At 71.3% G+C, this 13,983-nt stretch carries 11 protein-coding genes; 4 read left to right on the forward strand and 7 right to left on the reverse strand.

Translation table 11 applies throughout. The annotated features are described in order from the left end of the window. Nucleotides 1-75 precede the first annotated feature (75 nt). From gdhA to ACWGE1_RS07265, 3 genes are all read right to left on the reverse strand, one after another. The gene (gene gdhA, locus ACWGE1_RS07255) at nucleotides 76-1,431 is read right to left on the reverse strand and encodes an NADP-specific glutamate dehydrogenase (RefSeq protein ID WP_453419566.1); all 1,356 of its coding nucleotides are present in this window, start codon (nucleotides 1,429-1,431) and stop codon (nucleotides 76-78) included. Nucleotides 1,432-1,881: 450 nt separating this feature from the next. Beyond that, nucleotides 1,882-2,343 (reverse strand): RICIN domain-containing protein, encoded by a 462-nt coding sequence (locus tag ACWGE1_RS07260; RefSeq protein ID WP_453419567.1) that lies wholly within the window; start codon nucleotides 2,341-2,343, stop codon nucleotides 1,882-1,884. A gap of 208 nt (nucleotides 2,344-2,551) precedes the next feature. Next, nucleotides 2,552-3,502 (reverse strand): RNA-binding protein, encoded by a 951-nt coding sequence (locus ACWGE1_RS07265; protein WP_453419568.1) that lies wholly within the window; start codon nucleotides 3,500-3,502, stop codon nucleotides 2,552-2,554. A gap of 287 nt (nucleotides 3,503-3,789) precedes the next feature. Between ACWGE1_RS07265 and ACWGE1_RS07270 the strand changes: the two genes are divergently transcribed. Beyond that, on the forward strand, nucleotides 3,790-4,281 hold the full coding sequence (locus ACWGE1_RS07270; RefSeq protein WP_453419569.1) for a hypothetical protein: 492 nt from the start codon (nucleotides 3,790-3,792) through the stop codon (nucleotides 4,279-4,281). A 55-nt stretch (nucleotides 4,282-4,336) separates the two neighbouring features. Here the strand turns inward: ACWGE1_RS07270 and ACWGE1_RS07275 are convergent, their stop codons facing one another. Beyond that, the gene (locus ACWGE1_RS07275; protein ID WP_453419570.1) at nucleotides 4,337-5,239 is read right to left on the reverse strand and encodes a hypothetical protein; all 903 of its coding nucleotides are present in this window, start codon (nucleotides 5,237-5,239) and stop codon (nucleotides 4,337-4,339) included. Between the two features lie 152 nt (nucleotides 5,240-5,391). Beyond that, complete coding sequence (locus tag ACWGE1_RS07280) at nucleotides 5,392-7,317, reverse strand: serine hydrolase domain-containing protein (protein ID WP_453419571.1); 1,926 nt, start codon at nucleotides 7,315-7,317, stop codon at nucleotides 5,392-5,394. A 115-nt stretch (nucleotides 7,318-7,432) separates the two neighbouring features. Between ACWGE1_RS07280 and ACWGE1_RS07285 the strand changes: the two genes are divergently transcribed. After that, nucleotides 7,433-9,388 (forward strand): sensor histidine kinase, encoded by a 1,956-nt coding sequence (locus tag ACWGE1_RS07285; protein WP_453419572.1) that lies wholly within the window; start codon nucleotides 7,433-7,435, stop codon nucleotides 9,386-9,388. A 7-nt stretch (nucleotides 9,389-9,395) separates the two neighbouring features. On the opposite strand, the gene ACWGE1_RS07290 is transcribed toward ACWGE1_RS07285, so the two are convergent. Next, a complete protein-coding gene (locus ACWGE1_RS07290; RefSeq protein WP_453419573.1) occupies nucleotides 9,396-10,004 on the reverse strand; it encodes a response regulator transcription factor in 609 nt (202 codons plus the stop codon). 233 nt (nucleotides 10,005-10,237) lie between these two features. On the opposite strand from ACWGE1_RS07290, the gene ACWGE1_RS07295 reads away from it, so the two are divergent. Both ACWGE1_RS07295 and ACWGE1_RS07300 read left to right on the forward strand, forming a co-directional pair. Next, on the forward strand, nucleotides 10,238-11,236 hold the full coding sequence (locus tag ACWGE1_RS07295) for a phage baseplate protein (RefSeq protein WP_453419574.1): 999 nt from the start codon (nucleotides 10,238-10,240) through the stop codon (nucleotides 11,234-11,236). Nucleotides 11,237-11,555: 319 nt separating this feature from the next. Next, nucleotides 11,556-11,990, forward strand: a complete 435-nt coding sequence (locus ACWGE1_RS07300; RefSeq protein ID WP_453419575.1) for a hypothetical protein — start codon at nucleotides 11,556-11,558, stop codon at nucleotides 11,988-11,990. 106 nt (nucleotides 11,991-12,096) lie between these two features. On the opposite strand, the gene ACWGE1_RS07305 is transcribed toward ACWGE1_RS07300, so the two are convergent. Continuing rightward, nucleotides 12,097-13,980 carry a hypothetical protein gene (locus ACWGE1_RS07305; RefSeq protein WP_453419576.1) on the reverse strand — a complete coding sequence of 628 codons (1,884 nt, stop codon included), beginning with the start codon at nucleotides 13,978-13,980 and terminating at the stop codon, nucleotides 12,097-12,099. Nucleotides 13,981-13,983: the final 3 nt, after the last annotated feature.

Genomic DNA, 13,983 nt, shown 5'->3' on the forward strand with positions numbered 1-13,983 from the left:
GGCCCCGGACCGCTCCCCCGCATCACGGGCGCAGCAGGCTCGCTCGGCTCATGCGAGCGCGGCGTGATCCTCGGATCAGATGACGCCCTGCGCCAGCATCGCGTCCGCGACCCGCTCGAAGCCGGCGATGTTCGCGCCCGTGACGTAGTCGCCCGGGGCGCCGTACCGCTCGGCGGTCTCGTGCGCGACGGCGTGGATCGAGCGCATGATGGCGGCGAGCTCGTCCTCCACCCGCTGCGCGCTCCAGGCCACCCGGCCGGCGTTCTGGCTCATCTCGAGGGCGCTGACCGCGACCCCGCCCGCGTTGGCGGCCTTGCCGGGCCCGAACGCGACCCCGGCCTCCTGCAGGATCCGTACGGCCTCGGGAGTGGTCGGCATGTTGGCGCCCTCGGAGACCGCCTTGACCCCGCCCGCGACGAGCGTACGGGCGTCATGCACGTCCAGTTCGTTCTGCGTGGCGGAGGGGAAGGCGATGTCCGCCGGCACCTCCCAGACCCGACCACCGGGCACGAACCGCGCCGACGATCCGCGCCGCTCCGCGTAGTCGCTCACGCGACCGCGCTCGACCTCCTTGACCTGCTTGAGCAGCCCGAGGTCGATGCCCTTGTCGTCGATGACGTAGCCCTGGGAGTCCGAGCAGGTCAGCGGGTTCGCGCCGAGCTGCTGGAGCTTCTCGATCGTGTACAGCGCGACGTTGCCGGAGCCGGAGACCACCGCGGTCAGCCCGTCCAGCGACTCGCCCCGGACCTTCAGCATCTCGGCGGCGAACAGCACACTGCCGTAGCCGGTCGCCTGCGGCCGGATCGCGGAGCCGCCCCAGCCCTGCCCCTTGCCGGTCAGGACGCCGGCCTCCCAGCGGTTGGTGATGCGGCGGTACTGGCCGAAGAGGTAGCCGATCTCACGGCCGCCGACGCCGATGTCCCCGGCGGGCACGTCGGTGTGCTCTCCGATGTGCCGGTGCAGCTCGGTCATGAAGGACTGGCAGAACCGCATGACCTCGGCGTCGGACTTGCCGTGCGGGTCGAAGTCGCTGCCGCCCTTGCCGCCGCCGATCCCGAGGCCGGTCAGGGCGTTCTTGAAGATCTGCTCGAAGCCGAGGAACTTCACCACACCGATGTCCACCGACGGGTGGAAGCGCAGGCCGCCCTTGTACGGGCCGAGCGCACTGTTGAACTCGACGCGGTAGCCGCGGTTGACCTGGACCCGGCCCCGGTCGTCCTGCCACGGGACGCGGAAGAGGATCTGCCGCTCGGGCTCGGTGAGCCGCTCCACCAGGGCCACGGCCGGGTCGGCGTACTCGGGCCGGACGGTGAAGACGGGAGCCAAGGTCTCCAGGACCTCCCGTACCGCCTGGTGGAACTCGGGCTGCGCGGGGTTGCGACGTTCGATCTCGGCCCGCAGTGCTTCCAGCCGGTCCTTCGAGTCCTTCACGTGTGTCCCTCCAGGGAGTGCGCGGTGCGTAGACAACGGCAGGTGCATGGTCTCGGCGGGGCCGCGAGTACCGGTGGATTCCGAGTGCAGCGCGCTCCGAACACGCATTTTCGGAAAACCTTTTCCGGAGGGCAGCCCCTTTGCGGAGGCTACCGCGCACGGCGCTGCTCTGGGAAAAGCTTCTGTCCCGCGGACAAAAAAGCGACCCGAACGCCGGTGTGTGGCGGGCTGCCGCGAGCAGCGCGCATCTTCGCGAAATCCCACGCGGCAGCAGATGCAAACGGCGGGGACAGTACAAGGCCCGCCTCACTCGGACCGGCGGTGCGGAAGCCGGGGACCCGTCGGCGCCGGTCGCTCCGGTGGCGGTCTTCTGTGCGTCCGAGCGGGCCGCGGAGGCGGGGAAGTCCCTCATTGCCGAGGCGGCGTTCGCCGCCACTCGCCGTCCGTCGATCAGCTCACCTCGCCGTACCAGCCCTGGTAGGAGCCGCCGTTGCAGGTCAGGATGCGGATGCCTTGGGTGACGCTGCCGTCGAGGCACCTGCCGGACTGGTGATGCCGCAGTTCGCCGTCGAGGGCGGAGTCCCACTTCTGGTAGGAGCCGCCGTCGCAGGTGACGAGGCGTACGCCCTGGCTGAGGCTGCCGTCCAGGCACTTGCCGGACTGGGCGTGCAGCAGGGAGTACCCGCTGTAGGTCCACCTCTGGTAGATACCACCGTCGCAGGTGACGAGGCGTACGCCCTGACTGAGGCTGCCGTCCAGGCACTTGCCGGACTGGCTGTGGATCACGGAGCCGGAAGTCGCGGCCTGCGGTGCTGCCTGGGTCGGTGTCACCGCCGCGGCGGTGGTGAGGGCGACTGCCGAAGCCGCGACGGCCCATCGCATCGACGCTCGGCCGAGTTCCCGCTTGATCATGTATCGCTCGCTTGTTCTCGCAGGTGCATGGACATCCCGGAGTCTCAGTCCCCGGGCCCACCGACGTCGATCCGTTTCGGCCTCGCCCGAATGTTCAAGATCAAAGGACATGCACCGACGCAAAGCTGTGGCTGGGCACGGCGCGCGGCCTGCGTGAACAGCCTCAACGCACGGCACCGGCCGCCCCGCTCGCCCGTCACCAACCGGGTCACCACCGAGCGCGCAGCACACCGTCCCTGTCGGGCAGCACGGCACAGAGCAGCGGGTGGCGTTCGTCGTGGTACCCGGGCAGGGCGCAGGCCGCACGCGCGTCGGCCACCAGGGCAGCGAGCTGCTCGTACTCGGTGTCGTCAACGAGCGCCGCGCTGATCGTCCCGTCCTGCGCCTCCCAGACGAACTCCACGGATCCCTCCTCGGGCAGCGCGGCGAGAACCGCCCCGACATCGGGGGTCAGGTCGGGCCAGACGGTCAGCACGGCACGCGGGCCGAGACCGGCGCGCACCGCGTCGAGGTTCTCCGCCGTGAGGCGGTGCCAGCGCGTGGCGTTGCGGACGTGGCCCTCCTCCAGGAGCGCCGTCCGCCGTGAGGCCAGCGCCGTGCGCATACGCGCCCAGAAGTCCTCGTCGGCGGCCTCGGTCACTTCCGGTTCATCAAGTTCCGCTGCGTAGGGGGAGCCCGTCAGGGGTTCCGGGAAGAGGCCGAGTTGGTGCGTACGGGCCACGGCGTCCGCGCAGGGCCGGTCGCTGCCCACATATACGTACTGGTCCCACCCGACGTGCACGGTGAACACGTCCCCCACTTCCAGCCGGCACCAGGCGCCCTGGTCTCGGAGCATGGCCCGGACCAGCTCCAGGGCGACCGGAAGGGAAACCTCGGCCCCGTCGTGGTAGCCGGTGAGGTCGGGCGGGAAGAGCTCGCCGAGGCCGTGTCCCTCGACCGGCGGCTCCGCCCCGAAGTGGACGAAGCCGGTGACCGCGGGCTCGCGGATCTCCAGCCTGTCGATGCCCGAGGCCTCCGCGAAGGCGGCGATCGCCGCCAGGTACGCCGCTTCGACCGGCCCCCGGTCACTGACCGAGTCCTCTGCGCCGTTGTAGTACCCGTGTTCGTCGCGGTCGGCCGGGTCGTACTTGGTGATCCGGTGGACGAAGGCCGGCGGCATGGTGCTCCCTGGACGCTCAAAGGGCCAGCGTAGCTCCCGGTCCCGCCGCGGAAGCAGACGGTCCAACAGCAGAACGCGACCTGCACCGTCTTCGGCCCGGCCGGTGCGTTCGGGGCGACGAGGCATGGCCCCGCATCGGCGGAGCGGAAAGCGGAGACCCGCCACACCATCCCAGATCGGCCCGCCCGACCACTCCCCCGGCCCGTAGTCCGGCCCCAAGGTACGGTCTTCATGTGATCTATCTGATCGGCGGCCCGCCCCGGGTGGGCAAAAGTACCCTGGCGTGGATGCTGCTCGAGCGAGAGGGCCTCCCGGGGTGCCCGACCGACGCCCTGGTGTCGATGCTGCAACGCGCTGCCCCCGAGCACGGCGTGCGGCACGGTACGCATCCGGACAAGGCAGCGCTCGCCCAGCCGTTCCTCATCGAGTTCATCCGTGCAGCTGCGGAGGCTCTCGACGACTCCGATCCCGAGGACGGTTATGTGGTCGAGGGCGACATCGTCACACCGGCGGCGACGGCCGCCGCCGGTCTCGGGATACCACTGACCTCTGTCTTCCTCGGAAACACCGAGCTGACCCCCGAACATCTGCGGGCCGCCCCGGACTGGCTCGAGGGGTCCGATGACACCACCTACCGGGAGATCGCCGCGTGGGTCAGGGAGCGGAGCGCTGCCCTGCGCGAAGCGTGTACGGCCGGCGGGCACGTCTACGTCGAGTTGGGGAACGGCTACGAGCAGGGCATCGAGCGGGCCTATTCGGCGTTGTTGGGGAGGGCCTGACCGTCCGACGTCAGTCAGCAGCCTCGAAGCAGACGCAGGGCACGAGCGGGGCAGGTCAGGGAACGGTGACGATGAGCACCTGGCCGTGCGCGGACAGGTGTTGTGCGTCCTTCATGCTGGTGACCCAGCTGGTGAGGGCGTAGCGGCCGCGCTCGAGGGGTATCCCGATGACCGCGCTCCGGCCCGGGGAGAGCGGTGGCGTGCCCAGCTGGGCGGCCAGGTCGAAGGGCTCGGGCGTCTTCCGGATGTCCTGGAAGTACCTCTGGATGTCTGCCTCGGTGACGGATTCGTCCGTGAGGGGGTACACCGCGAGCTCGTCGACCTGCCCGCGCATCGCGTTCACGTAGCGCAAGGGCCGGTCCCGGCGCATGCGTCCCTCCAGGACGAAGCGCGGGCCCCGCTCCGTGTCGACGGCGGTGACGGTGGCGGAGGGACGCGGGCGCCCGGCTCCGGCGTCGTCCGCCGCGTGGAGGAGGAGCGGGCGGACGTACTCCGCGCCGGGGAGCGGGTTGCGTCCGATGTACGGCCCCTCGAAGTCCTTGTACTCCAGGACGAGGTACGGGCCGGGCGGCAGCCACGCGGTGAAGGACGAGTGCGAACCGCGAACCGCCATGGCGCCACCGAACAGCTCGGCGTCGGCCATCAGATCCTTGGACGCCTGAATGACCTGCTCCGGACTGTCCTTCTCGAAGACGTCGCGCAGGTGCCTGCGGAAGGCGGCCTCACCGACGCCACGGCGGAGTCGGGCGATGCCGACGTTGCCGGTACGGGTACTGGTCGTCCGTACCCGGAAGGTCACCGCGCCGGCGGTCGCGGTTGGCGGCGAGCTGAACCCGTCCTCGCCGGTCACGATGTCGAGCGGCTCGCGCCGCCGCGCCGGCGACCCTGCGCCTGTGAGCACGACAACTCCCGCCGCCGTGCCTGCGGTCAGAAGACCGCGCCTGGTCCACGTCCTCATGATCTGCTCCTCTGCTTGCTGTGGCGTCGGATGGTCGTGTGCCTCGTACGGGTTGGCGCTGACCGCTGAGCGCTGACCGCTCCGGGGTGGCGACCGGCCGGGCGTGGGCGGGCGGGGACGCCGCGTGAACCGTGCTGCGGTGCGCCGGGAGTTCACTGGACCGGCCAGGCGAACGGGTGGCTCACCAGGTGGTACTGGAGCAGCATGCTCGCCATCGTGACCGCGGCCGCCGCCGTGACGGTGAACAGGATGCGGCCGGTGACGCCCCACCAACTGCGGAGCCAGGCCGCGATCGCCCCCGCCACCACGGCCGGCGTCAACGCCACGAGCGCCGAGCCCAGCATCGTCACGGTGGACAGCAGCGGCGATCCCAGTGGCACCGTTTCCATCATCGCGTTGCCGTCCGAGACGACCGCGGCGAGTGCGGTCGTGAACGCGGCCGCGATCAGCCCGGTCGCCGAGGCCGTGGCACGTGCGGCTCGCGCCGCGGGAGGGTGCACGGGCCGGCCCCGAAGCCGCCGTACCAGGGCAGTCACGGGAACGGCGATCGCGGCGAGGGTCAGAGCGCCCGTACTGATGGCGAGCGTTCCCAGATGCAGGGCCGGGGACTGGCGCCATGTCAGCTTCTCGTACGCGGTCGACGGCACCGCCGACGAGACGAGCACGCCGCCGTGGGCGAAGGCCAGCGTTGCGCGGTTCCCGCCGCGCTCTCGGAACAGGCCGTCGCCGAGCGCGAGCCAGCTCTGTTCGGTCCGGCCGGGGTCGAGGGAGAGCCCGGTGGTGCGCAGCCCGTTCCTGCCGTCCTTCCGAACGGTGACGCTCGTGACCAGGCCCTCCACCGCCATGAGGCTGGTGCGGCTGACCCGCGCCGGGCGGTAGGTGCCGGTGTAGGAGTCGAGGGACGGATCGGTCGCGGCGGCCGGGGCTTCGGATGCGGGTTCGTCGTCCGGAACGAGGGCGTCCACGATCCGGTTGATCAGGTCCTTGCCGTCCCAGGAGGCTCGTCCGTCCGTGCCGTCACCGTTGAAGACGACGAACACACCCGTGTCGTGGCCGGGGATGAGGAGCAGGTTGGAGTGGAAGCCGGGGATGTCGCCGTCCTTGAACCAACCGGTGTGCCCACCGCGCCGCCACTCCTCGAATCCGTAGCCCAGGCCGGGCATGCGGGGATCCTGCCGGTGGTGCACCCGCTGCATGAGGCGGTTCTCCGCTGAGTCGTCGGTGAGCTGCCCGGTCATCCAGCGGCCCATGTCGGCGGCGGTGCTGACCGCACCGGGCCCGGCCGGGCTCCACGCGCCGTACTGGCCCTCGTCCTGCGTCCAGCCGGACTTGCCGCTGGGGCGGTAGCCGCGGGCGAGGTCGGCAGCGATCGCTGCCGGCTGAGGCTGGGCGAAGGTGGAACGAGTCATGCCCAGGGGGCCCAGGATGTGCTCGGCGACGTAGTCGGGGAAGGTCCGGCCGGAGACGTCGGCGACGAGTTGGCCCGCGAGCGCGTAGCCGTAGTTGTCGTAGGCGGCGGTCGTGCCCGGGGCGCGGACCCGCGGCGGACGACGTGTCACGACGCTTTCGGCGAGAGGTTCGACGTCGTTCGCAGCGGCTCTGTTGCGGCCTACGAGGTCACTGTCGAAACCCGCGGTATGGGTGAGGATGTGGTCCAGGGTGACGGGGCGTCCGGGGTACGTGTCGGGGACGGCGAGCGCACGGAGGTGGTCGTTCACGTCCGCCTTCGGGTCGATCTCCCCCTTGGCGACGAGCTGGGAGGCGGCCTGTGCCGTGAACAGCTTGGCGAGCGAGCCGAGGAAGAAGCCGGTCCGGTGCGGGTCCACCGGGGTTCGGGTGCGGACGTCGGCGACACCGTAGCCCTTGGCCACGACGGTCCGGCCGTCGACCACGACGGTGACGGCCGCACCGGGGATGCGGTCGTCCTCCAGGTAGCCGGCGACGGCCGCGTCGATGAGGGAATCCAGACGGGGCGGAGCCGCCGCGTGCGCGGGGGCCGCGGCGGAGAGCAGCGCGGCAGAGGTGATCGTGATCGTGGCGGCCATCGTGGTCAGGGTCCGTGTCGACGTCGTGCGCATACGTGGACGATCTCGTTCGGGGACCGGTCGGCGGCAGTGCGAGGCACATCGGCCGATGTGTATTTCACATGGGTGGGGCGCGCGCGGTGTGCGGGCGTACGTCTAACGTGACCCCATGACCGGGTGGAGCTGGGCATTACGGCGCGGGCGGGGGCCCAGGGGCACCGAGCCGGGAGGTGGGGAGTCCACGGGCTCGACGGGCGAGCCGGCCGACGGCCCGGCCCCGAAGGACCACCGCCCGGGATCCGGCCCCTTCACGGATGCGGATGCCGATGCGGATGCCGATGCTGCTGCGGACACCGACTCCGACTCGGGTCCGACGCCGACGGTCGTCTCGGTGATCCTCGTCGTCGTCATTCTCGGATTCTCCTTCGAACCCGGTGTCGTCCTTCCGCGCCCGGCCGCCGTGCCGATGGTGCTGCTCCAGCTGGCCACCTGCCTGCCATCGACCCGGCGGCTGCGCGGGGCCTGGACCCTCGCCGCGCAGGTCCTGCTCGCGCCCTGGTCCGGGCTACCCGGTTTCCTGGCCGCCTCCGTGCTGCTGGTCGTCGAACGGCCCGTCCGATGGCCTCTGTTCACGGTCGTCGTGCTGGCGGCCGGGCCGCTCGCGCACGGCGACGGAAGTGTCCATTCCGTCCTCAACGGCATCGGTAACGCCCTCGCCCACGGATTGATCATCTACGCCCTGACCCGGCTCACCGACCTCTACGCCGAACTCCGCACCACGCGTGGCGAACTGGCGGAAGCCCTGGTCACGGCCGAACGGGAGCGCGCCGGGCGCCACCTGGACGCGGTGCTGGGTGCGGCCCTGGCGGAGATCACCCGGCTGGCCGGGCAGGGTACGCGGGCGGCGGAAAAGCTCGTGAGGGTCGCGCGGGCGGCGACGGAGCGCGTACGGGCCACGTCTCCCGCACAATCGGCCGACGGGGCGGACCTCCCGTCGGGTGCCCTGGCGCCCCGGCTGGTGTGGCCCATCGTGGTCGCCACCCACGTCGAGTACCTGATCGTGGGCACGGCGTTCCTGCTCGGTGCCGGCGTGTGGGGTGGGCAGTTTTTCGCGTACGCGGCCGCGCTGGCGGCCGTGGTCGGACTGCAGGCGTACCACTCCCGGCCACGTCCGCCGGGCGGGCGTCCCCCGTACGTCGCGTGGACACTGGGCGTGCAGCTCACCCTCTCCCTGGGCGTGCTGGCCGCTCCGGACGGGCCGTACCCTCAGCTGGTGGGTTTCGCGGCGGCCTCGGTGCTGATCGTCCTTCCCGGCCGCACCGCCTGGCCGGCGGCCGGGGCGCTGACGGCGGTGGCGGCGATCGTGATGCTGCTGCGGACGGACGGGCCCGGGGTTCGGGGCACCGCGCTCCTCCTGCTGGACATCGCGGTGATCGCCCTGGTCTTCTACAGCCTCGCCCTGCTCACCGGCCTTGTCCACCAGGTGCGGGAGGCCCGCGGAGCACTGGCAGTACTGGCCGTGGCGCGAGAGCGCCGGCGCATCGCCCGGGACGTCCACGACCTGCTGGGCTACGGGCTGTCGGCCATTGCCCTGAAGGGCGAACTGGCGGTCCGCGACCCCGACCGGGAGCGGGCGGACCGTCATCTGGCCGATGCGGCGGCGCTGGCTGACCGGGCTCTGGCGGACCTCCGGGCGATCCCGGGGGAAGGCCCGAAGATCACGCTGACCGAGGAAGTGGCCTCCGCCCGGGAGGTACTGGCCGCCGCGGGCGTCGCCGTACGGATACGGGGCGAGTCGGACGAAGTGGACGGAAGGTCGGAGGCACTGTTCGCCACGGTGTTGCGCGAGGCGGTCACGAACGTACTGCGCCACGCGGTGGGAGCTCGCCGGTGCGAGGTGGATTTCGGCCCCGGCCGGCTGCGGGTGGCCGACGACGGCCGTGTGGTTCCCCAGCCGCCGGGGGAGCAAGGAGGCCGAGCGGGTACCGGCGGCAACGGGCTGAGGAATCTGCGTGAGCGCGCGGCCGCACTCGGCGGGGTCCTGGAGGCCGGGCCGGCCCCGCACGGCCGCGGCTTCGTCCTGACCGTCCGTCTGGAATCCGCTCCTGTCTCCGCCGCCGGATGAGTGTGTGTCAGTCCAGCCAGCCGTGCTCGCGGGCGATCCGCACCGCGTCGAGCCGGTTGCGGGCATCGAGCTTGGTGACGGCCGCACCGAGGTAGTTCCGTACGGTGCCCTGCGTGAGGTGCAGATCGCGGGCGATCTCGTCGAGTTCGGCGCCTGCGGCAGCCAGTCGCAGCACATCGGTTTCGCGTGGGGTGAGCGGGCTCCCCTTGGCGGTGAGCGCCGCAGCAGCCAGTTTGGGGTCGATGACGTGCTCCCCGGCCGCCACGCTGCGGATCGCTGCGGCAAGCCGATCCGGCTGGGCGTCCTTGAGCATGAACCCGCCCACCCGGGCGGCGAGTGCCGATCTCAGCGCCTCGGGTCGGGCCAGTGCAGTGAGGATCAGGATCCGGCAGCCGGGAAGTGCGGCTCCGAGGTCGCGGGCGGCGGAAAGCCCGTCGGCGCCGGGCATGTCCAGGTCGAGCACCGCGACGGTGGGGTGGTGGGTGAGGGCAGCGGGGACGACGGCGTCCCCGCGGGCCACCTCGGCCACGACCTCCATGTCCGGCTCCAGGCCCAGCAGGGCGGCCAGCGCCCCACGGATCATGTGCATGTCCTCGGCCAGCAGAATGCGAATCACAGTCCCTCCCGGAGGATCGTAACGGCCGGCGGCGGAAGGACTCGGCCCGCAGAGGTCAACTGCCTCAAACGGGGCGTCCACCGGAGCCGAACGCCGGATTCGGGGGTCGTGCATCGGGGAGTCAGAGGTTGCACAAATGCCCATGCATGAAAGATCGTTGATGGCTTGTCAGTCTCACGTCCGCATGCGAGTGCGAGTGCGAGTGCGAGTGGTTCAACGTGGGGAAGTTCTTCATGAACACCGACGGATCAGCGAAGCGCGCCACCGGCCGGCGCGGGTTCCTCAAGGCGGGCGGAGGCGTCGCCGCCGCCTTGGTGGGCGGCGGCGCACTGCCCCTGCTCACGGCTTTCCCCGCGAGCGCGGCCGTGCCCGACTCGCCGCAGTTCAAGCTCGACGGGGCCGGCGGCAATCCGATATGGAAGAAGTCGCTCCACGCCAACTGGGTGATGCAGTCCTTCGGATACGACAACGTCCACCAGCACGTGTACTTCCTGCAGACGAAGACCGGGAGCACGAACGGCGACCTGTGGGTCACCCAGACCGACACGGCGGGCAACCAGCTGGGGTCCATGGCCCTCCACGGCTTCGGCCACGGTGTCTCGATCGCGGTGGAGCCGTACGGCGGCAAGGTCTACCTGTGGACCGAGTGGAAGACCAGCACCAGCGGATTCGGTACGCGGATCGGCCGGTTCCCGTTCGTCAACGGGGCCGTGCTGGAGCAGGACGACCCTTCGGTCCAGGACCGTACGCCCTCCATCGGCGACACGATGATCAACCCGCAGCCCGTGATCGACCCGTCCACGGACAGGCTGCTCGTGCGCTACAACGTCGGAACCGACCAGCGCCGCATCGTCGCCTTCTCACTGAGCGATGCCCGCGCCGGGCGGCTCACCAGCGCATACCGGCTGGTGGAGAGGGCCCTGCCGGCCCGCGGCGACTGGGGCAAGGCCAACCCGTTCCAGGGCTTCGCCGCCTACGGCCGGTACGCGTACCTGCTGGAAGGCCCCGTGGGAAACCCCTCGTACATCACCACGGTCGACCTGAACGACGTCGGCAACTCCACGGTGGTGGACCGGTTCGCGACGACGGCCGGCGAGTCACTGCCCGGCCGCGAACCGCAGGGCATGGCGATCTGGCAGTCCCCGGGCGGCCCGCGGCTCGCCTTCGGCTTCCACTCGAACACGTCGGGAGCCCGCCACGCGAGCGTCTTCTACAAGAGCGAGTTCGTGTAGGCGGTGCCCGAAAGGGATCGGGCACCGCAGGGCCGTCTGTCCACTGCTTCATCGCTCGAGGCGGTGGAAGCAGCGTTCGAAGACGCTGCGGCGCCGGCAGTCGGCCCTGCCGAAACGGCGGGCCGGCTCCGGAGCCGGACTCGGCCAAGGAGTTGGCCAACGCATCGCCCGTTCTCGTTGTCGAGCCTCACGTACAGTGCGGTCAAGAGGGGTTCGGATCGGTCGCCACAACTGGATCTCGGACGCTCCCTGTCCTTGCGTGCGGCCGGACTTCGGATCCAACTCGTTCTGGTGGTCGACGGTGGGATGGGCTATGGGGATGGTCGAGGAACTCTGGCAGGCGGGAGAGATGCCGTTCTGTGACGGGCTGTACCGTCCGGACGACACTGGCTCGGAATTGCATGTCGACGGTCCGGGGGCATACCACCCGGATGCCGGGCAGCCGATCCCCTTCCGTATCGGAGGGCCGCTGGACGTGGCTCGGGCCATTGAGGAGCACGGCATCGAGGAGGTGGACACCTACGTCGAGAGCCCGCTACCGGACGGATCCGGGTGGATGTACGGCGGGGGCGGCGGGATGGGCAACATCGGCTACCTCGCCCGCCTCGACGCCGACAGATCTTTGCGGTGGGTCGCCGTGATGTTCCGCTCCAACCCGTTCGTCAAGGTGAGCTACGAAGACACGAGTGCCGTCTTGATCAACGACTGGGGGAACCGGCTGATGCTTGACCTTGCGAGCCCTGCTCTCGGCTGACCCTCCCCCACCCGGCACGGTAGGTCTTCCCCTCACGGTGATCGACCGGGGTGACCGGGGCCCCTCGTCGTCCCGGAGCGGCGACGGTGTGGGGCGTGCGGGACGTTCAGCGGTTCCTCAGGGCGCGGCGGCGTCTCCTCTCTTCGGCATGCCAGGCGGTGAGGCGTTCCTGATGCATTTCCGCGAGGGCGCGGATCTCGTCCGCGTGCGGGCCTTGGGCCGCCTTGCTGTCCCACAGGACCCTCCGTGCCTGGACGCGGGCGGCGGCGCGCACGGTCGGGTCGGGGTCGTCCAGCAGGCGCAGGGCGGTGAGCAGGGCCTCCGGTTCGAAGGAGTGGTCCAGCAGGTGCATCGCCAGTGCTCGCCCCTGCGGCAACTCGCCCGGTGCCGTCAGAGCGATGAGCCGTGCCAGGCTGACGTCGCTGCGCGCAGCCCACAGAGCGTCGCGCGCAGCCCGCGACACCGCATTCGACGGGTCGGACAGGAACGGCATGGCCTCGTCCCAGCCGATGCCGTGCCTGTGCGCGAGGTGGACCAGGGCCCTGGCCCGTACACGTGCGTGCGGGTGGGCGAGCAGCGCACGCATGGCCGCGGGGTCGTCGCGCAGGCCTCGTAGGACAACCGCTCCGACACGCGGGTCGGGATCGTCGGCGTACTGGACCAGGTCGTCGCCGCCGAGGAGGCCCAGCCGTCGCAGTCCGCCGAGCGCCCGGGCACGTACGGCACCGTCGGTGTGCCGGGTGAGTGTGTGGAGCAGTGGTGCGTCTCGGGGGTCGCGAAGCTCCGTAAGGCCGCTTACCGCGGGAGGCGTCACAGCCTCCGGGTCGGCGCACAGCGCGCGGTACCGGGCGTGCGGATCCCCGCCGGCAGCGCGCAGTTCCCGGCCGGCGAGGCCGCGCACCCAGGGGGACGGGTCGGTGAGGTGGGGCACGAGGTCCCCGGGCCGGGCGGCGGCCCGCAGCCGCACGACGGCCGAACCGCGGACGACGCTGTCGGGCGCGGCGAGCAGCCGGTCCAGGACGGCGTCCGCACCGGGCAGGTCCAGGAGCGCCCGGGTGGCGAGCCGCCGGACGTGCCGGTCACGGTGGTCGACGGCCAGGTCGGCCAGGTCACCGAGGGACGGGAGCCGGGCCGCGAGGGCGTACCGTAGCGCCGGGACCCGCACCTGGGAGTCCTCGCACACGTCCAGGAATTCGACGAAGCGCTTCCGTGCTGCCGCGTCCCGGTCGGTCGCGAACGCGGCGCGGACCGCCTCGAGACGCTCACCGTTCTCCCAGGTGGTCGTCAGGGCGATCCGGTACAGAGCGTCCGGGTCCAGCAGCCCGGCCTCCGCTCCGGCCCGGATGCCCGCCGTCCGGGCCTCGGCTCCACGCCATCCCTCGCTCGCCATCAGCTCCCTCACGTCCTGTTCCTTGATGCCGCCGGTCCGTGCGAGCACCGCGTCGCGCGCCCAGCGGCCGTGCCTGCGGACGCCGACGGTCAGTGCCAGCGCGGCAAGGGAGCGCGCGGAGCCGTCGTCGGCCGAGGCGAGGGCTTGGGCAAAGGCGCAGCGGGCCCGTTCTCGTACGCTCTCGTCGCCGTCCGCGCAGCGCAGGAGGAGAAGCGGCAGCGGCGCCGCCGCGCCGCCCGTGTCGAGCGCCGCGGCCCGGACCCGTGCGTCAGCGTGGCACAGGCACAGCGCGAGCTCGGACGCGGTGGGGGTCCGTCCCCAGGACGGACCCGCCCCGGTGCGGTCGCCCGCCCCGTGCCAGTACGGGGCGGTGTCCCAGTCCGCGATCTCACGCCTGTCGAACCAATGGCCGCCGATCAGAAGCCTCGACGAGGCGTTCCATCCGGCGACGCGGCTCAGGGTCCCGTAGAAGACATCCGTGTCGAGCCGTACCCAGTCCTCCGCCCGGCCGGGTGCCACCGCCGAGGAAACGGCCTTGCCGTACAGGAGCCGCTCACCCCCGCTGAGGTGCTCGGTGGGCAGGAGGAAATCGTTCGCCATGAG

The sequence above is a fragment of the Streptomyces sp. NPDC054932 genome (assembly GCF_053610205.1).

What these genes read in the sequence shown, in the direction of transcription:
- ACWGE1_RS07260 (WP_453419567.1), bottom strand. Translation starts at nt 2,343, where the DNA reads ATGATCAAGCGGGAACTCGGCCGAGCGTCGATGCGATGGGCCGTCGCG.
- ACWGE1_RS07280 (WP_453419571.1), bottom strand. Translation starts at nt 7,317, where the DNA reads ATGCGCACGACGTCGACACGGACCCTGACCACGATGGCCGCCACGATC.
- ACWGE1_RS07275 (WP_453419570.1), bottom strand. Translation starts at nt 5,239, where the DNA reads ATGAGGACGTGGACCAGGCGCGGTCTTCTGACCGCAGGCACGGCGGCG.
- ACWGE1_RS07270 (WP_453419569.1), top strand. Translation starts at nt 3,790, where the DNA reads ATGCTGCTCGAGCGAGAGGGCCTCCCGGGGTGCCCGACCGACGCCCTG.
- ACWGE1_RS07265 (WP_453419568.1), bottom strand. Translation starts at nt 3,502, where the DNA reads ATGCCGCCGGCCTTCGTCCACCGGATCACCAAGTACGACCCGGCCGAC.
- ACWGE1_RS07285 (WP_453419572.1), top strand. Translation starts at nt 7,433, where the DNA reads ATGACCGGGTGGAGCTGGGCATTACGGCGCGGGCGGGGGCCCAGGGGC.
- ACWGE1_RS07305 (WP_453419576.1), bottom strand. Translation starts at nt 13,980, where the DNA reads ATGGCGAACGATTTCCTCCTGCCCACCGAGCACCTCAGCGGGGGTGAG.
- ACWGE1_RS07295 (WP_453419574.1), top strand. Translation starts at nt 10,238, where the DNA reads ATGAACACCGACGGATCAGCGAAGCGCGCCACCGGCCGGCGCGGGTTC.
- ACWGE1_RS07300 (WP_453419575.1), top strand. Translation starts at nt 11,556, where the DNA reads ATGGTCGAGGAACTCTGGCAGGCGGGAGAGATGCCGTTCTGTGACGGG.